This window comes from Pseudomonas sp. TREG-RG-20F-10-E-6-01, from assembly GCF_022662455.1.
Classification (GTDB): domain Bacteria; phylum Pseudomonadota; class Gammaproteobacteria; order Pseudomonadales; family Pseudomonadaceae; genus Aquipseudomonas.
The window spans coordinates 666,989-690,481 of the sequence record NZ_JAKNQP010000001.1; the positions used below are offsets into that span (position 1 = coordinate 666,989).

Annotated in this window: 19 protein-coding genes; 2 read left to right on the forward strand and 17 right to left on the reverse strand. The window is 58.8% G+C overall.

Translation table 11 applies throughout. The annotated features are described in order from the left end of the window. Positions 1-207: 207 nt before the first annotated feature. The 17 genes from L8K08_RS03235 to rpsB form a co-directional block, all read right to left on the reverse strand. Entirely contained in the window at positions 208-1,155 is a 948-nt protein-coding gene (locus L8K08_RS03235; RefSeq protein WP_106577159.1) for an acetyl-CoA carboxylase carboxyltransferase subunit alpha, read from the reverse strand. 129 nt (positions 1,156-1,284) lie between these two features. After that, positions 1,285-4,806, reverse strand: coding sequence for a DNA polymerase III subunit alpha (gene dnaE, locus L8K08_RS03240; protein WP_242194282.1), 3,522 nt, complete (start codon positions 4,804-4,806; stop codon positions 1,285-1,287). Between the two features lie 76 nt (positions 4,807-4,882). Further along, entirely contained in the window at positions 4,883-5,515 is a 633-nt protein-coding gene (rnhB, locus tag L8K08_RS03245; protein WP_145161887.1) for a ribonuclease HII, read from the reverse strand. Then, positions 5,512-6,651 (reverse strand): lipid-A-disaccharide synthase, encoded by a 1,140-nt coding sequence (gene lpxB / locus L8K08_RS03250; RefSeq protein WP_242194284.1) that lies wholly within the window; start codon positions 6,649-6,651, stop codon positions 5,512-5,514. Before lpxB ends, rnhB begins: the two co-directional genes overlap by 4 nt. Positions 6,652-6,653: 2 nt before the next feature. Further along, positions 6,654-7,430 (reverse strand): acyl-ACP--UDP-N-acetylglucosamine O-acyltransferase, encoded by a 777-nt coding sequence (lpxA, locus tag L8K08_RS03255; protein WP_242194287.1) that lies wholly within the window; start codon positions 7,428-7,430, stop codon positions 6,654-6,656. Beyond that, a complete protein-coding gene (gene fabZ, locus L8K08_RS03260) occupies positions 7,427-7,867 on the reverse strand; it encodes a 3-hydroxyacyl-ACP dehydratase FabZ (protein WP_016976866.1) in 441 nt (146 codons plus the stop codon). The genes lpxA and fabZ overlap by 4 nt, the downstream gene beginning before the upstream one ends. Before the next feature lie 111 nt (positions 7,868-7,978). Next, positions 7,979-9,034 carry a UDP-3-O-(3-hydroxymyristoyl)glucosamine N-acyltransferase gene (lpxD, locus tag L8K08_RS03265; protein WP_242194289.1) on the reverse strand — a complete coding sequence of 352 codons (1,056 nt, stop codon included), beginning with the start codon at positions 9,032-9,034 and terminating at the stop codon, positions 7,979-7,981. A 3-nt stretch (positions 9,035-9,037) separates the two neighbouring features. Beyond that, entirely contained in the window at positions 9,038-9,541 is a 504-nt protein-coding gene (locus L8K08_RS03270; protein ID WP_003189173.1) for an OmpH family outer membrane protein, read from the reverse strand. A gap of 45 nt (positions 9,542-9,586) precedes the next feature. Then, on the reverse strand, positions 9,587-11,977 hold the full coding sequence (gene bamA / locus L8K08_RS03275) for an outer membrane protein assembly factor BamA (RefSeq protein ID WP_145161876.1): 2,391 nt from the start codon (positions 11,975-11,977) through the stop codon (positions 9,587-9,589). A 74-nt stretch (positions 11,978-12,051) separates the two neighbouring features. Next, the gene (gene rseP / locus L8K08_RS03280; protein ID WP_242194291.1) at positions 12,052-13,404 is read right to left on the reverse strand and encodes a sigma E protease regulator RseP; all 1,353 of its coding nucleotides are present in this window, start codon (positions 13,402-13,404) and stop codon (positions 12,052-12,054) included. 53 nt (positions 13,405-13,457) lie between these two features. Further along, positions 13,458-14,648: a 1-deoxy-D-xylulose-5-phosphate reductoisomerase gene (gene ispC / locus L8K08_RS03285; protein ID WP_242194293.1), complete on the reverse strand. Its 1,191-nt coding sequence runs from the start codon at positions 14,646-14,648 to the stop codon at positions 13,458-13,460. Continuing rightward, positions 14,645-15,454: a phosphatidate cytidylyltransferase gene (locus L8K08_RS03290; RefSeq protein WP_145161870.1), complete on the reverse strand. Its 810-nt coding sequence runs from the start codon at positions 15,452-15,454 to the stop codon at positions 14,645-14,647. The genes ispC and L8K08_RS03290 overlap by 4 nt, the downstream gene beginning before the upstream one ends. After that, positions 15,455-16,210 carry a polyprenyl diphosphate synthase gene (gene uppS, locus L8K08_RS03295; protein ID WP_017137143.1) on the reverse strand — a complete coding sequence of 252 codons (756 nt, stop codon included), beginning with the start codon at positions 16,208-16,210 and terminating at the stop codon, positions 15,455-15,457. It lies immediately after the preceding gene. Between the two features lie 17 nt (positions 16,211-16,227). After that, positions 16,228-16,785, reverse strand: a complete 558-nt coding sequence (gene frr, locus L8K08_RS03300) for a ribosome recycling factor (RefSeq protein WP_106577169.1) — start codon at positions 16,783-16,785, stop codon at positions 16,228-16,230. Further along, a complete protein-coding gene (gene pyrH / locus L8K08_RS03305) occupies positions 16,782-17,525 on the reverse strand; it encodes a UMP kinase (RefSeq protein WP_003172271.1) in 744 nt (247 codons plus the stop codon). The genes frr and pyrH overlap by 4 nt, the downstream gene beginning before the upstream one ends. Before the next feature lie 212 nt (positions 17,526-17,737). Beyond that, positions 17,738-18,601: a translation elongation factor Ts gene (gene tsf / locus L8K08_RS03310; RefSeq protein WP_083359812.1), complete on the reverse strand. Its 864-nt coding sequence runs from the start codon at positions 18,599-18,601 to the stop codon at positions 17,738-17,740. Positions 18,602-18,792: 191 nt separating this feature from the next. Continuing rightward, positions 18,793-19,530, reverse strand: a complete 738-nt coding sequence (gene rpsB, locus L8K08_RS03315; RefSeq protein WP_003219330.1) for a 30S ribosomal protein S2 — start codon at positions 19,528-19,530, stop codon at positions 18,793-18,795. A gap of 385 nt (positions 19,531-19,915) precedes the next feature. Here rpsB and map point away from each other — a divergent pair, with 385 nt between their 5' ends. Together map and L8K08_RS03325 are read left to right on the forward strand one after the other, a co-directional pair. Continuing rightward, positions 19,916-20,698 carry a type I methionyl aminopeptidase gene (gene map, locus L8K08_RS03320; protein ID WP_073522657.1) on the forward strand — a complete coding sequence of 261 codons (783 nt, stop codon included), beginning with the start codon at positions 19,916-19,918 and terminating at the stop codon, positions 20,696-20,698. Between the two features lie 67 nt (positions 20,699-20,765). Further along, positions 20,766-23,468: a [protein-PII] uridylyltransferase gene (locus tag L8K08_RS03325; RefSeq protein WP_242194295.1), complete on the forward strand. Its 2,703-nt coding sequence runs from the start codon at positions 20,766-20,768 to the stop codon at positions 23,466-23,468. Positions 23,469-23,493: the final 25 nt, after the last annotated feature.

Here is a 23,493-nt window from a genome sequence, read left to right on the forward strand (position 1 = left end):
ACACAGTACCGCCATCGATCTGGAACGCGATAACCCAGCATACACAAAGCAAATGTGGGAGCGGGCCTGTGTGGGCGCCGGGCTCGCCCGCGATGCAGGCAACTCGGGTTATCTGTTACACCGAGTTGATGCTATCGCAGGCAAGCCAGCGCCCACACAAGTCTGCTCCCACATTAGTACTGCATTGTCTTCACGATCAGTGTTTGATCAGAGACCGTAGCTCATCAGGCGCTCGTAACGACGGGCCAGCAGCGCCTCGTTATCGAACTTCTTGAGCATCGCCAATTGAGAACCCAGCTCAGCGCGCAGGGTGGCAGCAGCCGCAGCCGGGTCACGGTGGGCGCCGCCCAATGGCTCGGCGATCACTTTGTCCACGATGCCCAGGCCTTTGAGGCGATCAGCGGTGATGCCCATGGCTTCAGCCGCGTCCGGCGCCTTTTCGGCGGTTTTCCACAAAATCGAAGCGCAACCTTCCGGCGAGATCACCGCGTAGGTCGAATACTGCAGCATGTTCAGCTGGTCGCACACGCCAATGGCCAGTGCCCCGCCGGAACCACCTTCACCAATCACGGTGGCGATGATCGGGGTTTTCAGGCGCGCCATGACACGCAGGTTCCAGGCGATTGCTTCGCTCTGGTTGCGCTCTTCGGCGTCGATGCCTGGGTAAGCACCCGGCGTGTCGATGAAGGTCAGAATCGGCATCTTGAAGCGCTCGGCCATTTCCATCAGGCGGCAAGCCTTGCGGTAGCCTTCGGGGCGCGGCATGCCGAAGTTGCGGCGGACTTTTTCACGCACTTCACGGCCTTTCTGGTGACCGATCACCATGACCGGCTGGTCGTCCAGGCGAGCGATACCGCCCACGATGGCCGCGTCGTCGGAGAAGTGGCGGTCGCCGTGCAGCTCGTCGAACTCGGTGAAGATGTGCTGAATGTAATCCAGGGTGTACGGACGGCGCGGGTGGCGTGCCAGGCGCGCGATCTGCCAGCTGGTCAGCTTGCCGAAGATGTCCTCGGTGAGCGTGCTGCTCTTGTCTTGCAGGCGAGCGATCTCATCGCCGATATTCAGCGAATTGTCATTGCCGACCAGGCGCAATTCTTCAATCTTGGCTTGCAGGTCAGCGATCGGCTGTTCGAAATCAAGAAAATTCGGGTTCATAAGCGTCCGTCTTGGGTCGACGGCCAAGGAGTGCCTGGCCAGCCGGTTGTCTATTCGCGCCCTACCTTAAGGGAGAGGCGCGTTTAGGTCGAGATTAAATGTTCAGTCGAGATCAGACGTATCTGACCGTCAACGGTATTGGAGGAAGACGTTGTCTCGCCCGAACTGGTCACGCAAAGCTTGAATCAAGCCATCGGCGGGATCAATTCGCCACGTCTCACCAAACTGCAACATCGCCTTGGCGTCATTGCTGGTGTACTCCATGGTCACCGGGCACGCGCCACGGTGACGCTTGAGCAGGTCACCCAACCAGCGTAGCTGATCGCCTTTGAGGGCTTCGGTCTTGACCTTCAAGCGCAGGCTTTCGGCGAGGTTGGTGCGCGCGTCTTCCATGCTCATCACCCGCTTGATCCGCAGGCGCAGGCCGCCGGAGAAGTCGTCGTTGCTGACCTCCCCTTCGACGACCACCATGGCATCGGTCTGCAGCAACGACTGGGCAGAGTGGAAAGCGTCGGCAAACAATGACGCTTCGATCCGGCCCGAGCGGTCGTCGAGGGTGATAAAGCCCATCTTGTCGCCCTTCTTATTTTTCATCACGCGCAGGGCGATGATCATGCCGGCGACCGTCTGAGTGTCGCGCGCCGGTTTCAGGTCGATGATGCGCTGACGAGCGAAACGGCGGATTTCGCCTTCGTATTCGTCAATCGGGTGACCGGTGAGGTACAGGCCCAGGGTGTCTTTTTCGCCCTTGAGCCGTTCCTTGAGGGTCAACTCCTTGGCCTTGCGGTGGTTAGCGTAAACGTCCGCGTCTTCTTCAACGAACAAACCGCCAAACAGGTCGGCGTGGCCGCTATCGTGGGTGCGGGCGGTCTGTTCGGCCGCCTTGATCGCTTCTTCCATGGCGGTCAGCAGCACCGCGCGGTTGCGGTCGATATTGGCCTGATAAGCCTTGGGCTCATCATGGAAATACGGGCCAAGGCGATCGAGCGCACCGCTGCGGATCAAGCCATCGAGGGTGCGTTTGTTGATGCGTTTGAGGTCAACCCGCGCGCAGAAGTCGAACAAGTCCTTGAACGGCCCGTCCTGGCGCGCTTCGGTGATGGCTTCGACCGGGCCTTCGCCCACGCCTTTGATCGCGCCCAGGCCATAGATGATGCGGCCTTCGTCGTTCACCGTGAACTTGAACTCGGAGGCGTTCACGTCCGGCGCGTCGAGGCGCAGCTTCATGGTGCGCACTTCCTCGATCAAGGTCACGACCTTGTCGGTGTTGTGCATATCCGCCGAGAGTACCGCGGCCATGAACGGCGCCGGGTAATGGGCTTTCAGCCAGGCAGTCTGGTACGACACCAGGCCGTAGGCGGCGGAGTGGGATTTGTTGAAGCCGTAACCGGCGAACTTTTCTACCAGGTCGAAGATGTTACCGGCGAGGTCGGCGTCGATGTTGTTGGTGGCACAACCCTCAATGAAACCGCCGCGCTGCTTGGCCATTTCTTCGGGCTTTTTCTTACCCATGGCGCGACGCAACATGTCCGCGCCGCCGAGGGTGTAACCGGCCATCACCTGGGCAATCTGCATCACCTGTTCTTGATACAGGATGATGCCGTAGGTTGGCGCCAGTACCGGCTTGAGGCCTTCGTACTGATAATCCGAATGCGGGTACGCCAGCTCGGCGCGGCCGTGCTTACGGTTGATGAAGTCATCCACCATGCCCGACTGCAGCGGGCCGGGCCGGAACAGTGCCACCAGTGCGATCAAGTCTTCCAGGCAGTCGGGCTTGAGCTTTTTGATCAGCTCTTTCATGCCGCGCGACTCAAGCTGGAACACCGCCGTGGTTTCGGCTTTTTGCAGCAAGGTGTAAGTCGGTTTGTCGTCCAGCGGGATGAAGGCGATATCCAGCGGCGCTTCGTTGACCTTGGCGCGGTCGCGGTTGATCGTCTTCAGTGCCCAGTCGATGATCGTCAAGGTCCGCAGACCCAGGAAGTCGAACTTCACCAGGCCGGCGGCTTCAACGTCGTCCTTGTCGAACTGGGTTACCAGGCCGTCGCCTTCTTCATCGCAATAGATCGGCGAAAAGTCGGTGAGCTTGGTCGGTGCGATCACCACGCCACCGGCGTGTTTACCGACGTTACGCACCACACCTTCGAGCTTGCGCGCCATGTCCCAGATTTCGGCGGCCTCTTCATCGACCTTGATGAAGTCGCGCAGGATTTCTTCCTGCTCGTAGGCTTTTTCCAGGGTCATGCCGACTTCGAACGGGATCATCTTCGACAGGCGGTCCGCCAGGCCGTAGGACTTGCCCTGCACCCGCGCCACGTCACGGATTACAGCCTTGGCCGCCATGGAACCGAACGTGATGATCTGGCTTACCGCATTGCGGCCGTATTTCTCGGCCACGTACTCGATCACGCGGTCGCGGCCGTCCATGCAGAAGTCGACGTCGAAGTCGGGCATGGAGACCCGTTCCGGGTTCAGGAACCGCTCGAACAGCAGGTCATATTCCAGCGGGTCAAGGTCGGTAATCTTCTGAACGTAAGCCACCAGCGAACCGGCACCTGACCCCCGGCCAGGACCTACCGGTACGCCGTTGTTCTTGGCCCACTGGATAAAGTCCATCACGATCAGGAAGTAACCGGGGAACCCCATCTGGATGATGATATCCAGCTCGAAATTCAGTCGGTCAACGTAGACCTGGCGCTTGGCCTCGTAGTCCTCGGTGGTGTCCTTGGGCAGCAGCACGCTGAGGCGCTCTTCTAGACCATCGAAGGACACTTTGCGGAAATACTCATCGATGGTCATGCCATCGGGAATCGGGAAGTTGGGCAGGAAGTGCTTGCCCAGCTTCACTTCGATATTGCAGCGCTTGGCGATCTCGACGGAGTTTTCCAGGGCCTCGGGCAGGTCGCTGAACAGCTCCGCCATCTCGTCGGCGCTTTTGAGGTACTGCTCTTCGCTGTAGTTCTTGGAACGACGCGGGTCGTCCAGAGCCCGGCCTTCGCCGATGCACACGCGGGTTTCGTGGGCTTCGAAATCTTCCTTTTTGATAAAGCGCACATCGTTGGTTGCAACCAGCGGCGCGCCCAGCTTGTCGGCCAGCGCCACGGCGGCGTGCAGATGCTCTTCATCATTGGGGCGATTGGTGCGCTGGACTTCCAGGTAGAAACGGTCAGGGAAGACCTGCATCCACTCGCGGGCCAGCACTTCGGCTTCCTGCGGGTTGCCGCCGAGCAGCGCGATACCGATCTCACCCTCTTTGGCGGCCGAGAGCATGATCAAGCCCTCGCTCGCCTCGGCCACCCACTCGCGCTCGATGATGATCGAACCGTTGCGCTGACCGTCGATAAAGCCACGGGAAATCAATTCGGTGAGGTTGCGATAACCGATGCCGTTCATCGCCAACAGGCTGATGCGGCTCAGAGGGTTATCCGGGTCTTTGTTGGACAGCCACAGGTCGGCACCGCAAATCGGCTTGATACCGGCGCCCATGGCGTTTTTGTAGAACTTGACCAGGGAACACATGTTGTTCTGATCGGTCACCGCTACCGCAGGCATGTTCATGCCCACCAGGGTTTTGACCAGCGGTTTGATCCGTACCAGGCCGTCGACCAGGGAGTATTCAGTGTGCAGGCGCAGGTGAACGAATGAAGCCGGCATAGTGATCCTGTTCTAATACGTGGAGACAACAAGGCCCGGATTGTACCGGGCCTTGAGCAAAACATCAGCCTCGCGACTAAACCTCGATGAGGCGCTCGCGCAGCTCGTAAGCCTGGCGGACCGGGGCGAACGAGCGGCGATGGATCGGCGTGGGGCCGAGGCGAGCGAGGGCTTCCAGATGAACGGGCGTCGGATAGCCTTTATGGCCACCCATGCCGTAGCCGGGGTAGATCAACTCAAACGCGGCCATTTCACGGTCACGACTGACTTTGGCCAGGATCGAGGCGGCAGCAATAGCCGGAACCTTGCTGTCACCCTTGACCACCGCTTCTGCAGGCATCGCCAGTTTTGGGCAACGGTTACCGTCGATCATCGCCATTTTGGGCGTGATATGCAGGCCTTCCACCGCACGCTGCATGGCCAGCATGGTTGCGTGAAGGATGTTCAGCTCGTCGATTTCTTCGACTTCAGCCCGGGCAATATGCCAGCTCAGGGCTTTTTCGCAGATCTCGTCATAAAGCTTTTCGCGACGGGCTTCGGTGAGTTTTTTCGAATCGTTGAGGCCCAGGATCGGGCGGTTCGGATCGAGAATCACCGCCGCCGTGACGACGGCGCCACACAGCGGGCCGCGCCCTACTTCGTCAACCCCGGCGACCAACTCGTGCACTTGCGCGACGAGGCTGAAGTCCAGGCCCATTTGCGTCGTCATAGGGCTTCCTGTTTGTGGCCAATCAAGGTCAGCACGGCGTCTGCCGCCTGGTTCGACGCATCACGGCGCAAGGTCCGATGGATGTCGTCGAAACCACGGGTCTGTTCTTCGCCGCCGTCGATCAAGGGTAGTAGCGTTTGCGCCAGTGCCTGAGGCGTTGCATCGTCCTGCAACAATTCCGGGACCAGCAGACGCTGGGCCAACAGGTTGGGCAACGAGATGTAAGGACTTTTGACCATGCGCTTGAGAATCCAAAACGTCAGCGGCGCCAGGCGATAGGCCACGACCATCGGACGCTTGTACAACAACGCTTCCAGGGTGGCAGTGCCTGAGGCAATCAGTACCGCATCACATGCCGCCAGGGCCAGGTGCGACTGACCGTCCAGCAAGGTGACCGGCAGCGTGCGCCCTTCCAGCAGCGTTTCGATTTGTGCACGACGTTGCGGGCTGGCACATGGCAACACAAAACGAATGCCTGGCTTCAACGCCTGCAGACGTTCGGCGGCGTCAAAAAACAGCGCCCCCAGGCGACCGACTTCACCGCCGCGACTGCCCGGCATCAAGGCTACCAGCGGGCCGTCGGGCAGGCCCAGTTCGGCACGCGCAGCCGCGCGATCAGCTTGCAATGGAATGGTATCGGCCAGGGTGTGCCCGACAAACCGCACCGGCACGCCCTTCTCTTCGTAGAACCGGGCTTCGAACGGCAGCAGTGTCAGCATCAAGTCGCAGCCTTCACGGATCTTGAGCACGCGCTTCCGCCGCCACGCCCATACCGAAGGGCTGACGTAGTGCACGGTCTTGATCCCGGCCTGACGCAACTTGAGTTCGATATTGAGGGTGAAGTCCGGCGCGTCGATTCCGATAAAGACGTCAGGCTTTTCTTCGATCAAGGTTTGAATCAGCAGCTTGCGGCGAGCCAGCAGCTCGCGCAGACGCCCCAGCACTTCCACCAGCCCCATGACGGAAAGACGTTCCATGGGGAAGTAGGACGTCAGCCCTTCGGCCTGCATGAGCGGGCCGCCCACACCGATAAATTCCACCGCGGGATGCTGGGCTTTGAGGGCCCGCATCAAGCCTGCGCCGAGAATATCGCCGGAAGCTTCTCCGGCCACCAACGCGATACGCAGATTAGCCATGATCAGCGGGTGATGCCGCGAGTCGATGCCTGGATAGAGTCACGGAACACCGCGACTTCCGGGTACAACGCTGCCGGCTCGGTCAGTTCGGCCAAAGCCTGGTCAACCGTCAGACCCTGGCGGTAAACCACCTTATAGGCACGGCGCAGGGCGTGAATTGCGTCTTCACTGAACCCGCGACGGCGCATGCCTTCGAAGTTCATGCTACGCGCCTCAGCCGGGTTGCCGAATACCGTGACGAACGCCGGAACGTCCTTGCCGATCGCAGTGCCCATGCCGGAAAAGCTGTGGGCGCCGATATGGCAATACTGATGCACCAGGGTAAAGCCAGACAGGATCGCCCAATCATCAACATGCACATGGCCCGCCAACGCAGTGTTGTTGACCAGGATGCAATGGTTGCCGATGACGCTGTCGTGGCCGATGTGGGCATAGGCCATGATCAGGTTGTGATCCCCCAGCGTGGTCTCGGCACGATCCTGCACGGTGCCGCGGTGAATCGTCACGCCTTCACGGATGATGTTGTGATCACCGATTACCAGGCGCGTTTCCTCACCCTTGTACTTCATGTCCGGGGTGTCTTCGCCTACCGAGGAAAACTGGTAGATACGATTGTGTTTGCCAATGCGGGTCGGACCTTTAAGGATCACGTGTGGCCCGATGACAGTCCCCTCGCCGATTTCAACACCTGCGCCGACGATCGACCAAGGGCCGACCTCAACGTCGGCGGCCAGAACGGCCGACGGATCGATGATTGCGCGAGGGTCAATCAAACTCATAGTTTGCGTTCCGCGCAGATGATCTCAGCAGAGCACACCGGCTTGCCGTCCACCGAGGCCTGGCATTCGAACTTCCAGATCTGGCGCTTGCAGCTGATGAACTTGGCTTCCAGGATCAACTGGTCACCCGGTGTGACCGGGTTGCGAAAACGCAGCTTGTCGGAGCCCACGAAATAGTAAAGCGTGCCATCGGCAGGCTTGAGGTCGAGCATTTTGAAACCAAGGATACCGGCAGCCTGGGCCATCGCTTCGATGATCAACACGCCCGGCATGATTGGATGCGCCGGAAAGTGACCATTGAAGAACGGTTCGTTGATGCTGACATTCTTGTAGGCACGAATGCGCTTTTCCTCAATGTTGAGGTCCACTACACGGTCCACCAGCAGGAACGGGTAACGGTGAGGCAGGTATTCGCGAATCTCGTTGATGTCCATCATTTCGGGGGGAAGCCTGTAATAAAGATTGGGGGCGGGCGGACAAAACGCACGCCCCGCTAGCAAATCAAGGAGGCAGTCTAGCGGCTGTGCACACTTGATATGGAAATGGTATCAGCCTTCTGATGAAGCATTACCGCCAGGGGTCACGTCCCCAACACGCTTTTCCAGCTGTTTGAGGCGTCGAGCCATGTCGTCGAGCTGCCTCAAACGTGCTGCACTCTTGCGCCATTCAGCCGCGGGCTGCATGGCGGTACCGGAAGAATAGGCACCGGGCTCGGTAATCGAGTGCGTCACCATGGTCATGCCGGTAATGAAGACGTTGTCGCAAATCTCGATATGCCCCACCAACCCGACGCCACCTGCGAGCATGCAATGCTTGCCGATTTTGGTGCTGCCGGAAATCCCCACGCACGCGGCCATGGCGGTGTGATCGCCAATCTGTACGTTGTGGGCAATCTGGATCTGGTTGTCGAGCTTCACACCGTTACCGATGACGGTATCGGCCAAGGCGCCACGGTCCACTGCGGTATTGACGCCGATTTCCACGTCATCGCCGATCAGCACGCCGCCGACCTGGGCAATCTTGTGCCAGATGCCTTTGGAATTGGCAAAGCCAAAACCTTCGCCACCAATTACAGCACCTGACTGAATGACCACACGTTCACCGATACGCACGTCGTGGTACAGGGTGACACGCGGAGCCAGCCAGCCATCGGCACCGATCTCGCAGCGTGCGCCGATAAAGCAATGCGCACCTACTGTGACGCCGGTGGCAATGCGCGCGCCGCTCTCGATCACGGCAAACGCGCCAATGCTTGCCGCAGGGTCAACCCAAGCATCATCAGCAATGACCGCAGACGGATGAATACCGCCAGCAGCCTTTGGCTTTGGATCGAACAGGTGCGACGCCCGGGCATAAGCCAGGTAAGGATCGGCCACCACCAGCGTATCCCCGGCAAACCCTTCGGCATCAGCGGCCTTCAGCAACACGGCTGCGGCTTGGCTGTCGACCAGGTATTTACGGTATTGGGGATTTGCGAGGAAGCTCAACTGAGCTGGGCCAGCCTCCTGCAAGGTGGCTAGCCCAGTGATTTCTTTCTCCTTGGAGCCACGCAAGGTGGCTCCAAGGAACTCGGCCAACTCGCCGAGTTTGATAGTCGCGGTCATGGCTTACTTCAGCTGGTTCATGCGCTCGATCACCTGGCGGGTGATGTCGTATTGAGGCTTGACGTCGATCACGGCGCCGCGCTCGAACACCAGGTCAAAGGCACCTTTCTTGATGACTTCTTCCACGGCGCTGTCGAGTTTCGGCTTGAGCTGCTTGAGCATTTCACGGTCGGCAACAGCTTTGGCTTCGTTCAGTTCCTTGGACTGGAACTGGTAGTCACGGGCCTTTTGCTTGAACTCAAGCTCCAGACGCTCACGCTCGCCTTGCTGCATTTTGTCGCCACCGGCTACCAGACGATCCTGGATGCCTTTGGCACTGCTTTCCAGCGTTTTCAGCTTGGTCAGTTGCGGACCGAATTTTTTCTCGGCATCCACTGCGTAACGCTTGGCCGCGTCGGATTCCAGCAGAGCCATCTGATAGTTCAGGACGGCGATTTTCATTTCGGCGAAGGCCGGGGTGGTCACCAGCACGGTGGCCAGCAGAACCAATTGAGTCAACTTGCGCACGATGTACTCCTACAGAATCCGTTGTCGTTATCTTGGGTCAGACGCTTAGAACGTCTGGCCGAGGGAGAATTGGAAAATCTGGGTTTCAGCGTTATCCGGTTTCTTGATCGGCATGGCCAGAGCAAAGCTCAATGGGCCAAGCGCGGTCACCCAAGTCACACCAACGCCCACGGAGCTCGCCAGGTTGCTGAGGCTCACGTCGTTGCACTGGGTGTTGGAAACGGAACCAGGTGCCGGGTTTTTAACCTGCTCGCACTTGGAGTCGAACACGTTACCCACATCCCAGAAGACCGAAGTACGCAGGGAACGCTGATCCTTGACGAACGGCAGCGGGAACAGAATCTCCGCACCACCTTGAATCAGAACGTTACCACCGAATGGCAGCGGATCGTTGTCCGAGTCAGCCAGAGTGCCCTGGTTACCCGTCACGCTGGCGCCACGGCTCGGCGTACCACGCGGACCCAAGGTGCTGTCCTTGAAGCCACGTACCGAGTTGAAACCACCGGCATAGTAGTTCTCGTAGAACGGCAGGCCACTGGTCGAACCATAACCGTCGCCATAACCCAGCTCAGTGTGCAAGCGCATGGTGTAGTTATCGCTCAACGGCTGGAACAACTGACCACGGTAGTCGAGCTTGAAGAACGACAGGTCGCTGCCCGGCGTAGTCACTTCTGCCGTGAGGCTCTGGGAGTGACCACGGGTCGCCAGTACGCCTTTGTTCAGGGTCGATTCCGACCAACCGGCCGAAGCCTTGAAGTTCAGGAACTGGTCACCCTCTTTGCGCACGAAGTCGAAGATTTCGTCCACGGTGTACACACCGGTCTTGATCTTGTCTTGTTGCGCGGTCAGGCCAAAGGTCAGACGCGAAGTCTCGCTGATCGGGTAACCGATGTTCACACCGGCGCCGAGGCTGTCGATCGCATAGCTTGCAACGTCAACGTCGAGGTCTTTGTAGTCGGTGGTGCGGTAGAAGGCGTTGTAGCCCAGGCTCACACCGTCAGCAGTCCAGTAGGGGTCGACATAACCGAAGTTATAGCGGCTCTGGTATTCGCTTCGGGTCAGGCCGATGGAAACCTTGTTACCGGTACCCAGGAAGTTGTTCTGGGTGATCGAACCACCGAGGATCAGACCGGCGCTCTGTGCAAAACCGACGCTGGCGGTGATCGAACCCGACGCTTGTTCTTCGACGGCGTAGTTCACATCAACCTGGTCATCCACGCCCGGTACAGCCGGGGTTTCGACGTTGACTTCTTTGAAGAAGCCCAGGCGCTCAAGACGGGTCTTGGACTGGTCGATCAGGTAAGTCGACGCCCAGCCACCTTCCATTTGACGCATTTCACGACGCAGCACTTCGTCCGCAGACTTGGTGTTGCCGCGGAAGTTGATGCGGTTCACGTAGGCGCGCTTGCCCGGATCAACGACAAAGGTGATGTCCACAGTGTGGTCATCATCGTGCGGAGTCGGTACGCCGTTGACGTTGGCGAAGGTATAGCCTTCGTTACCCAGACGACGGGTGATCAGCTCGGACGTGGTGGTCATCAGCTTGCGCGAGAACACCTGGTTTTTCTGTACCAGCAACAGCGCCTTGACCTGGTCTTCAGGTACTTTCAGGTCGCCGCTGAGTTTCACGTCACGAACGGTGTACTTCTCGCCTTCGTTGACGTTGACGGTAATGTAGACGTGCTTCTTGTCCGGGGTGATGGACACCTGGGTCGAAGCGATATCCATGTTGATATAGCCACGGTCCAGGTAGTAGGAGCGCAGACGTTCCAGGTCACCCGAGAGTTTTTCACGGGCGTACTTGTCATCGTTCTTGAAGAACGACAACCAGTTGGTGGTCTTGAGTTCGAACAGATCGATCAGGTCGTCATCAGCAAACTTGGTGTTACCCACCACGTTGATGTGCTGAATGGCCGCCACGGTGCCTTCGTTGATCTTGACCTTGAGGCCAACACGGTTACGAGGCTGCGGGATCACTTCCGTTTCCACGGTCGCGGAGTAGCGACCCTGGGCAACGTACTGACGTTGCAATTCGTTACGCACACCTTCAAGGGTGGCGCGCTGGAAGATCTCGCCCTCGGCAAGGCCGGATTGCTTGAGACCCTTCATCAAGTCTTCAGTGGAGATCGCCTTGTTACCTTCGATCTCGATACTGGCGACAGAAGGTCGCTCGACGACAGTGATGACCAGGACGTTGCCTTCGCGACCCAGTTGGATATCTTGAAAGAACCCGGTTTTGAACAGCGCACGAGTGGATTCCACCAGGCGACGATCATCCGCCTGTTCCCCGACGTTCAACGGCAAGGCACCAAAGACGCTACCCGCGGAAACCCGCTGGAGGCCGTTGACGCGAATATCGGAGATAGTGAAGGACTCGGCGTGAACTTCGGCGATCATCAATACGGTGAGAACCGCAGTTAGCAGCAGACGTTTCATGAAGTCCTTTCTTATTCCAACTGGCAATAAACAAACTGCCGCAAAATGCGGCAGATTCGCAATTCAGCGAAGCGTTACAGTCGTCCCAGATCGTTGACCAGAGCTAACAACATCACTCCGACCACCAAACTGATACCGATCTGTATCCCCCAACCCTGCACCCGATCCGACAAGGGGCGACCACGCACCCACTCGACCAGATAAAACAACAGATGCCCCCCGTCCAATACTGGAATGGGCAGCAAATTCAGAACTCCAAGGCTAATACTCAGATAAGCCAGGAAATTCAGGAAATCCGCGACACCCGACTGGGCAGAAGCGCCCGCCACTTTAGCAATGGTTATCGGTCCACTCAAGTTTTTTACCGAGAGCTCGCCGAACAACATTTTCTTGAGCGATTCGAGCGTCAGCACACTCATGGTCCAAGTGCGTTTTGCACCCTCGCCAATTGCCGCCAAAGGCCCGAAGCTGACCTCACGCACCATCGATGGCGGCCACTCGACACCTTTTACACCAGCACCGAGGTAACCCCCGGCCGCCTTGGCTTCCCCGCGAACAGCCAGGGTCACAGGGACGTCGATTTGAGCACCATCGCGCTCAACTTTCAGCACAATTTTGGTATCAGGCCGTACACGCACCAGATCCACCACTTGCTGCCAGTCGCCCAGCGCCTGACCATCCAGCGCCAACAGGCGATCACCCGTTTTCAGACCTGCGGCCTGCGCCGGGCCTTTCGGGTCCAGCTCGGCGAGCACCGGCGGCAGGGCCGGACGCCACGGACGAATGCCCAGGGACTTGATCGGATCAGGCTCTTCTGCGCCTTTGAGCCAATGGTCCAGGGACAATTCACGCGGCGTCTCAGCGGTGGAATCCTGCTCGCGCACCACCACATTAATAGTGCCGCTCTCGCCCATGCGGCGAACCAACTGCAAATTGACAGCGCCCCAGCCGGTGGTGGGCTCGCCATCAATGGAAACAATTTCCTGACCGGCGATCAGTCCGGCCTTGGCCGCCATGCTGTCCGCTTCAACTGCGCCGATAACCGGGCGCACCTGTTGGCTGCCCATCATGGCCAAGACCCAGAAGAACACGATTGCCAAGAGGAAATTGGCGATCGGGCCAGCTGCGACAATAGCGATACGCTGACGAACGGTCTTACGGTTGAAGGATTGGCCCAACTGATCGACAGGCACCTCGCCTTCACGCTCGTCGAGCATCTTGACGTAGCCGCCCAGCGGAATGGCCGCAATCACGAATTCAGTGCCCCGACGGTCGTGCCAACGCAGCAGCGGCATGCCGAAACCGACGGAAAAGCGCAGCACCTTGACGCCGCAACGACGCGCGACCCAAAAGTGGCCGAATTCGTGAAAGGTTACCAGCACACCCAGAGCAACCAGGGTGCCGACAATCATGTAGAGCGCACTCATCTAATTTCTCCGCATTCCAATCCAGTGCCTGAGGACTCAAACCTGCCCACAGACTAACGCGCGTTGCGGTTCAACCACTGTTGGGCCAGGGCTCGGGCCTTTGTATCGGCCTCGAAAACTGCACCCAAATCATCCACTGCCACAACGGGCTCAAGGCTCAAAACGTCCTCGATGATACTCGCGATCTGCGGAAAGCGAATACGCCCATCAAGAAACGCCGCCACCGCCACCTCGTTGGCCGCATTGAGCACGGCCGGCGCACTGTTGCCCGCCTCTGCCGCTTGCCGGGCCAGACGCAGGCACGGGAAGCGCTGCTCGTCCGGCGCTTCGAAATCCAGGCGCGCAATGGCAAACAGGTCCAACGGCGCAACGCCGGAATCAATCCGCTCCGGCCAGGCCAGTGCATTGGCAATCGGCGTACGCATATCGGGGTTGCCCAGCTGGGCCAGAACCGAACCATCGACATAGTCGACCAGGGAATGAATCACACTTTGCGGGTGAATCACCACCTCGACCTGATCAGGCCGCGCATCGAACAACCAGCACGCCTCGATCAACTCCAGGCCTTTGTTCATCATGCTCGCCGAATCCACGGAGATTTTTCGCCCCATCGACCAGTTTGGGTGTGCACACGCCTGATCAGGCGAGACATGCTCAAGATCAGCCAGCGGAGTTTGCCGGAAAGGGCCACCGGAAGCCGTCAGGAGAATCCGCCGCACGCCAACCTGGCTCAAGCCTCGGGCAAAATCACCGGGCATGCACTGGAAGATCGCATTGTGTTCGCTGTCCAGAGGCAGCAGCACGGCGCCACTCTTGCGCACAGCCTGCATAAAGAGCGTGCCGGACATCACCAGCGCCTCTTTATTGGCCAGCAGGATCTTTTTACCGGCATCGACGGCGGCCAGCGTCGGGCGCAACCCTGCCGCTCCGACAATGGCTGCCACTACAGTGTCGACGTCAGGATCTGCCGAGACCTGGCGCAAGCCCTCCTCGCCCACCAACACGTGCGTCGCAAGGCCTGCAGACCTCAACTGATCCTGCAAGCCGCGCGCTACCGACACCTCTGGCACAACAGCGAATCTAGGCGTATGACGCACGCACAAGGCCAGCAACTCGTTCAAGCGAGAGAAGCCGGTCAGCGCAAACACCTGGTAGCGATCTGGATGGCGAGCAATCACATCCAGCGTGCTGAGCCCGACCGAGCCGGTTGCGCCCAGCACGGTCACCTGTTGCAGGCGGCTCACGAAGCCGCCATCCACAACAGCACGGCGAAGATGGGAATGGCAGCGGTAAGGCTGTCGATTCGATCCAGCACACCGCCATGACCCGGCAGCAGGTTGCTGCTGTCCTTGATCCCGGCCTGGCGCTTGAACATGCTTTCGGTGAGGTCACCCACCACGGAGATAAACACCACAACGGCGGTGCCCAACAAGGCCAGGAGGATTTCCTTCACCGACCAGTCGCGCACTACACCGACCACCAGCGTGATCAACAACGTCAATGCCAAGCCACCGTAAACGCCTTCCCAGCTCTTGCCCGGGCTGACGGCTGGCGCCAACTTGCGCTTGCCGAACGCCCGGCCGGAGAAGTAGGCACCGATGTCAGCGCCCCACACCAGCACCATCACCGCCATGATCAGCCAGTTGCCCATCGGCGAATTCTTGATTTCCACCAGCCCTTGCCAGGCCGGCAGCAGAATCAGAAGACCAATCACCAACTTGCTGGCCACGCTGGACCATTGGGCGCTGGTGCGCGGGTAGGTCAGCACCAGGAAGGTCGCAAGCGCCCACCACAGTACCGCCGCTCCCAACACCCAAGGCACGACAATGCTCGAAAGCGTATGCATGAGAAACAGCAACAGGGCCACCACAGCGGCGTAAACCACGCGCGGCAACTGCTCGTTGAAACCGGCCAGGCGTGCCCATTCCCAAGCACCCAGGGTAACGACCAGGCCGATAAACAGCGCAAAGCCGGAACCGTCGAGCAGAAAAAAACCACACAAGGCAATCGGCAGCAGGATCAGTGCTGTGATGATTCGTTGTTTAAGCATTTAAACCCGGGCTCCAGCTTCGATCTGCTCGCTCGTTTTACCGAAGCGACGCTGACGGGAAGCGAAATCGGCCAGCGCATTGCGCATGGCATCGTGTTTGAAGTCCGGCCAGAACAGGTCGGAGAAGTACAGCTCGGTGTAGGCCAGCTGCCACAGCAGGAAATTGCTGATGCGGTGCTCACCACCGGTACGGATGCACAAGTCCGGCAACGGCAGATCACCGGTTACCAGGCAGGTTTGCAACAATTCGGGCGTAATGTCGTCAGGCCGCAGATGCCCGGCCTGCACTTCGCGGGCAAGCCGCTGTGCAGCCTGAGCGATATCCCACTGACCACCGTAGTTGGCTGCAATCTGCAGCACAAAACGGTTGGAGCCGGCGGTGATAGCCTCGGCTTCGCGCATGGCCGCTTGCAGTTCCGGATGGAACCGCGAGCGATCACCAATGATGCGCAGGCTGATGTTGTTGTCGTTGAGGCGCTTGGCCTCACGACGCAACGCCTTGAAGAACAGGTCCATCAAGGCGCTGACTTCTTCGGCGGGCCGTTGCCAGTTCTCGCTGGAGAAGGCAAACAGAGTCAACACCTCAACCTTGGCCTCGGCACACACCTCAATAACAGCGCGCACCGCATCGACACCCGCCTTATGCCCGGCGACACCCGGCATAAAGCGTTTTTTCGCCCAGCGATTATTCCCATCCATGATGATCGCGACATGGCGCGGCACCACGGAGGGCACAGTCTGCTTGGTCTTTTCCATGAAGGCGTCCTGACCCCTTATACGGCCATCAGGTCCTTTTCTTTCTCTTCCGTGGCCTTGGTGATCTGGGCCTCGGCGTCTTTGGTCAGTTTGTCGATATCAGCTACGGCGCGACGCTCTTCGTCTTCGCTGATTTCTTTGTCCTTGACCAGTTTTTTGAGGTCACCCAACGCATCACGACGAATGTTGCGCACGGCAACTCGCGCATCTTCAGCAGCGCTGCGCGCCTGCTTGGTGAAGCCCTTGCGGGTTTCTTCGGTCAGAGCAGGCATGGAGATCAGCAACAACTCGCCCAGGTTGGTCGGGTTGAGGTTCAGGCCGGCGCTCTGGATGGCTTTGTCGACGGCTGCGAGCATGTTGCGCTCGAAGGCCACGACTTGCAGGGTGCGCGAGTCTTTTACGGTGATGTTGGCGACCTGGGTAATGGAGGTGTCAGTGCCGTAATACGGCACCATCACGCTGCCCAGGATGCTTGGGTGAGCCTTACCGGTACGAATCTGGCCAAAAGCATGGGCCAGAGACTCCAGGGATTTGTGCATACGCTCTTGAGCGTCTTTCTTGATTTCGTTGATCATTGTTGGCCTTCCTCGATCAGAGTCCCTTCCGCGCCGCCGTGTACGATGTTCAGCAGGGCGCCGGGCTTGTTCATGTTAAATACGCGCAGTGGCATCTTGTGGTCACGGCACAGGCAAATAGCCGTCAGGTCCATCACGCCCAGCTTGCGATCCAGTACTTCATCGTAGGTCAGATGATCGAACTTCTCGGCATGCGGGTCTTTGAATGGGTCTGCGGTGTAGACACCGTCCACCTTGGTGGCCTTGAGCACGACGTCGGCATCGATTTCGATGGCGCGCAGGCAGGCAGCCGAGTCCGTGGTGAAGAACGGGTTGCCGGTACCGGCAGCAAAGATCACTACTTCTTTGGCGTTCAGGTGACGCATGGCTTTGCGACGATCATAGTGATCGGTCACGCCAACCATGGAAATAGCCGACATCACGATCGCCGAGATATTGGCACGCTCCAGGGCGTCACGCATTGCCAGGGCGTTCATCACAGTGGCCAGCATGCCCATGTGGTCGCCAGTCACCCGATCCATGCCGGCCGCACTCAGCGCCGCGCCACGGAACAGGTTACCACCGCCAATCACCAGGCCGACCTGAACACCGATGCCGACCAATTGGCCGACTTCCAGCGCCATGCGGTCGAGCACCTTGGGATCGATCCCGAACTCTTCCGAGCCCATCAGGGCCTCGCCGCTAAGCTTGAGTAGAATGCGTTTATAGCGAGCCTGATAACCACTGCCCTGCTGAGCCATTGCGAATCTCTCCTGCGGCGTATTTTTTAAAAAATCTTGGCGAGCCGTTTACGGCTTGCGTTCACTCTAGCTGGACGCTGTCTCAGCGCCATCGGAACACGGCTTTGTAAGCCAGTTCCGAGAGGAAACCAAATAAAAATTGGTCTTCCCATTTGAAAAGAGGCTGCGCGCGTGAGCGGGCAGCCTCTTTCGGGCGACAGTTGAAAACTGTCTTATTGCTTGGCGGCAGCCAGCTGGGCAGCAACTTCTTCAGCGAAGTTGTCGACCGGCTTCTCGATGCCTTCGCCTACTTTGTAGTAAGTGAAGGAAACGATTTCAGCACCGGCTTTCTTGGCCAGTTCGCCAACCTTGATTTCAGGGTTCTTCACGAACGCCTGCTCAACCAGGCTCGCTTCAGCCAGGAACTTGCTGATACGGCCTTTGATCATGTTTTCAACGATGTTTTCTGGCTTGCCGGCGATCTTGTCAGCGTTCAGGCTCAGGAACACAGCTTTTTCGCGCTCGATTGCGTCAGCAGACACTTCCGACGGCAGCAGGAACTCTGGGTTGCTGGCCGCTACGTGCATAGCGATGTCTTTGGCCAGCTCAACGTCGCCGCCTTTGAGGGCAACCACAACGCCGATTTTGTTACCGTGCAGGTAACCGCCAACCACATCACCTTCGATGCGCGCCAGACGACGGATGTTGACGTTTTCGCCAACCTTGCCGACCAGTACCAGGCGAGCAGCTTCTTGAGCTTCGATCAACGGCTCAACAGTGGTCAGTTTGTCGGCGAACGCTTTTTCAACGCTAGCGGCAACAAATGCCTTGAAGTCGTCTTGCAGAGCCAGGAAGTCGGTCTGCGAGTTCACTTCCAGCAGAACAGCGGACTTACCGTCTTCTTTCAGAGCGATAGCGCCTTCAGCAGCTACGTTGCCTGCTTTCTTGGCAGCCTTGATGGCGCCGGAAGCACGCATGTCATCAATGGCTTTTTCGATGTCGCCGCCGGCCTTGGTCAAGGCCTTTTTGCAATCCATCATGCCTTCGCCGGTACGCTCACGCAGTTCTTTAACCAACGCTGCAGTAATCTCTGCCATTTCAAAATCCTCTTGGATAGGTTTTCAACCATTCCACCCGATCAAACGGGCGATCAATTCTTCCCGAATCACCCTTGTAGGCCGCTGCACGTTACAGAAGATGTAGCTGCGCTGCCGACAAATGGTTTTCGAGGTGGCAAAAAGGGGGCCAAGCCCCCTTTTTGCTTACTGAGTCAACGCCAGGGCGTCAGTTACTCAGCGGCAGCTACCGGAGCTTCTTCAACGAACTGCTCGGTACCGCCAGCAACGTGGTTGCGACCACGGATTACAGCGTCAGCCATCGAACCCATGTACAGCTGGATAGCGCGGATTGCGTCATCGTTGCCTGGGATGATGTAGTCAACGCCTTCCGGGCTGCTGTTGGTATCGACTACGCCGATAACAGGGATGCCCAGCTTGTTGGCTTCGGTGATCGCGATGCGCTCGTGATCAACGTCGATAACGAACAGTGCGTCAGGCAGACCGCCCATGTCCTTGATACCACCCAGGGAACGATCGAGCTTTTCCAGGTCGCGAGTGCGCATCAGCGCCTCTTTCTTGGTCAGCTTGGCGAAAGTACCGTCTTCGGCTTGCACTTCAAGGTCACGCAGACGCTTGATGGAAGCACGGATGGTTTTGAAGTTGGTCAGCATGCCGCCCAACCAGCGGTGATCGACGTACGGCGAACCGCAACGTGCTGCTTCTTCAGCAACGATCTTGCCAGCGGAACGCTTGGTGCCGACGAACAGAATCTTGTTTTTGCCCTGGGCCAGACGCTCTACGAAAGTCAGCGCTTCGTTGAACATTGGCAGGGTTTTTTCAAGGTTGATAATGTGGATCTTGTTACGCGCGCCGAAAATGTATTTACCCATTTTCGGGTTCCAGTAACGGGTCTGGTGACCGAAGTGCACACCGGCCTTCAGCATATCGCGCATGTTGACTTGGGACATGATAGTTCCTTAATAAGTCGGGTTTGGCCTCCACGTATCCCAATGACCAACCAGCGGCATTCGCCTCCGGCACCCAGGTCATCGTGTCGACACGTGTGTAGATTTAAGCTTTGCGGGGTATCCCCGGAAAGCGGCGCATTTTATACCACACGAAGGACAAAAACGAAACCCGCAATCACATTTGCCGTGATCGGCTTTTGCGTAAGCCTTTGAATAGAGCCAACATACCCCTACCTTATAGAGAGAAGCGATCGTCAGACGCTCATGGTTTGCCGCCCGCGTCTGGTAGAATCGCGTTTTTTGGGGCTTGTGCGAATTCTGCAACCTTTTGTCGCACGCCCGTAAACCGTATTGATTTCAGCGCGTCGCGCTAGAGAGAGCCTGTATGACCGTTACCTTGAAAACCGCCGAAGACATCGCAGGCATGCGCGTTGCCGGCAAACTGGCTGCCGACGTGCTGGAAATGATTGCCGAACACGTCAAGCCAGGCGTGACCACCGAAGCCCTGGACCGCATCTGCCACGACTATATTGTCGACGTGCAAAAAGCCATTCCTGCGCCGCTGAACTACAAGGGCTTCCCCAAGTCCATCTGCACCTCGATCAACCACGTGGTCTGCCACGGGATTCCAGGCGACAAGCCGTTGAAAGACGGCGACACCCTGAACATCGACGTGACCGTGATCAAAGACGGCTACCACGGCGACACCAGCCGCATGTTCCACGTCGGCACCGTGCCGGTCTGGGCCGAGCGCCTGTCGCAGGTCACCCAGGAATGCATGTACAAGGCCATCGAAATCGTCAAGCCCGGCTGCCGCCTGGGCGATATCGGTGAAGTGATCCAGAAGCACGCAGAAAAGAACGGCTTCTCGGTGGTCCGCGAATTCTGTGGCCATGGCATCGGCAAAGTATTCCACGAAGAACCGCAGATCCTGCATTACGGTCGCGCCGGCACCGGCATGGAACTCAAGGCGGGCATGACCTTCACCATCGAGCCGATGATCAACCAGGGCAAGGCCGACACCAAAGTGCTGGGCGACGGCTGGACCGCCATCACCAAGGACCGCAAGCTCTCGGCACAGTGGGAACACACCCTGCTGGTCACCGAAACCGGCTACGAGATCTTCACCTTGCGCGCAGACGACACGATTCCACGCGTTTCAGCGTAAAGGTTGCTTGGGTTTCCCCCCCCAACGGTGTTGTGACTGACTGATAGATAGAAAGGAAAGCCGATCGATGCCCCAGGTGGATCCCGAACTCTTCGACCGTGGCCAGTTCCAGGCTGAACTGGCCTTGAAGGCAAGCCCCATCTTCGCCTTCAAGAAGGCTATTCGCCAGGCCCGCGAAGTGCTCGATGCGCGCTTTCGCAGTGGCCGGGACATTCGTCGGCTGATCGAGGACCGCGCCTGGTTCGTCGACAACATCCTGCAAAAGGCCTGGGAACAGTTCAACTGGAGTGAAGACGCCGATATCGCCCTGGTGGCCGTCGGCGGCTACGGTCGCGGTGAGCTGCACCCCTACTCCGACATCGACCTGCTGATCCTGCTGGACAGCGCCGATCATGAGATCTTTCGCGATTCCATCGAGCGCTTTCTGACGCTGTTGTGGGACATCGGCCTGGAAGTCGGCCAGAGCGTTCGCTCGGTAGACGAATGCGCCGAAGAGGCGCGCGCCGACCTCACCGTCATCACCAACTTGATGGAAAGCCGCACCATTGCCGGCCCCGAGCGCCTGCGCAAGCGCATGCTGGAAGTCACCAGCACCGCGCATATGTGGCCGAGCAAGGAGTTCTTCCTGGCCAAGCGTGCCGAGCAAAAGGCCCGGCACCACAAGTACAACGACACCGAATACAACCTGGAACCCAACGTCAAAGGCTCACCGGGCGGACTGCGCGATATCCAGACCATTTTGTGGGTCGCGCGTCGCCAATACGGCACCCTGAACCTGCGCGCCCTGGCCGGCGAAGGCTTTCTGGTAGAAAGCGAAAACGCCCTGCTGGCCTCGTCCCAGGAGTTCCTGTGGAAAGTGCGCTATGCGCTGCACATGCTCGCCGGCCGCTCCGAAGACCGCCTGCTGTTCGACCACCAGCGCTCCATCGCCACCCTCCTGGGGTTTGAGGGCGAGGACGCGAAAACCAGCATCGAAAGCTTCATGCAGCAGTACTACCGGGTGGTCATGAGCATCGCTCAGCTCAGCGACCTGATCATCCAGCACTTCGAAGAAGTGATCCTGGCCCCCGAAGACGAAGCACCGCCGCAGCCGATCAACTCGCGCTTCCAACTGCACGACGGCTACATCGAGGCGCGCAACGACAACGTGTTCCGCCGCACCCCGTTCGCCATGCTGGAAATCTTCGTGCTGATGGCCCAGCAGCCGGAAATCAAAGGCGTGCGTGCCGACACCATCCGCCTGCTGCGAGAAAACCGCCATCTGATCGATGATGATTTTCGCAATGACATCCGCAACACCAGCCTGTTTATCGAGCTGTTCAAATGCAAAATCGGCATCCACCGCAACCTGCGGCGCATGAACCGATACGGCATTCTCGGGCGGTACCTGCCGGAGTTCGGCTTTATCGTCGGGCAGATGCAGCACGACCTGTTCCACATCTACACCGTAGACGCCCACACGCTGAACCTGATCAAGCACCTGCGTAAGTTGCAGTACACCCAGGTGTCAGAGAAATTCCCGCTGGCCAGCAAGCTCATGGCCAAGCTGCCCAAGCCGGAACTGATCTACCTGGCCGGCCTGTACCACGACATCGGCAAGGGCCGGCATGGCGACCACTCGGAAATCGGCGCAGTCGATGCCGAGGCGTTCTGCCAGCGCCATCAACTGCCGCTGTGGGACAGCCGCCTGATCGTCTGGCTGGTACAGAACCACCTGGTGATGTCGACCACCGCCCAGCGCAAGGACTTGTCCGACCCGCAGGTGATCCACGACTTCGCCGGCATCGTCGGTGATGAAACCCGCCTCGACTATCTCTATGTGCTGACCGTCTCCGACATCAATGCCACCAACCCGACATTGTGGAACTCCTGGCGCGCCAGCCTGCTGCGCCAGCTCTACACCGAGACCAAGCGCGCGCTGCGCCGCGGCCTGGAAAACCCGGTAGACCGCGAGGAGCAGATCCGCCGCACCCAAAGCGCGGCCCTGGATATCCTGGTGCGCGGCGGCAATGACCCGGACGACGTCGAGCAGCTGTGGTCGCAACTGGGCGACGATTACTTCCTGCGCCACACTGCCGGCGACGTGGCCTGGCACAGTGACGCGATCCTGCAGCAGCCTGCCGATGGTGGCCCACTGGTACTGATCAAGGAAACCACCCAGCGCGAATTCGAAGGCGGCACGCAGATCTTCATCTATGCGCCCGACCAGCACGACTTCTTCGCCGTGACCGTGGCGGCCATGGACCAGCTGAACCTGAACATCCATGACGCGCGGGTCATCACCTCGAGCAGCCAGTTCACCCTCGACACCTACATCGTGCTCGATACCGACGGCGACTCCATCGGCGATAACCCGGTGCGCGTGAAAAAGATCCGCGAAGGCCTGACCGAAGCGCTGCGCAACCCGGACGATTACCCGACGATCATCCAGCGTCGGGTACCGCGTCAGCTCAAGCACTTTGCCTTTGCGCCTCAGGTGACCATTTCCAACGACGCCCAGCGCCCGGTGACCGTGCTGGAGCTCAGCGCGCCGGACCGCCCCGGCTTGCTGGCGCGCATCGGCGGGATTTTCCTGGAGTTCGACCTGTCGCTGCAGAACGCCAAGATTGCGACCCTCGGCGAGCGCGTAGAGGACGTGTTCTTCATTACCGACGCCGACAACCAGCCGCTGTCCGACCCTGAACTGTGCCGACGCTTGCAGGACGCAATCGTCCAGCAACTGAGCGTGACGCAGGAACCCGGCGTCGAGCTGACGCGGCTGACGATTTGATTTCTTAACTGTGTGAACGCGATTC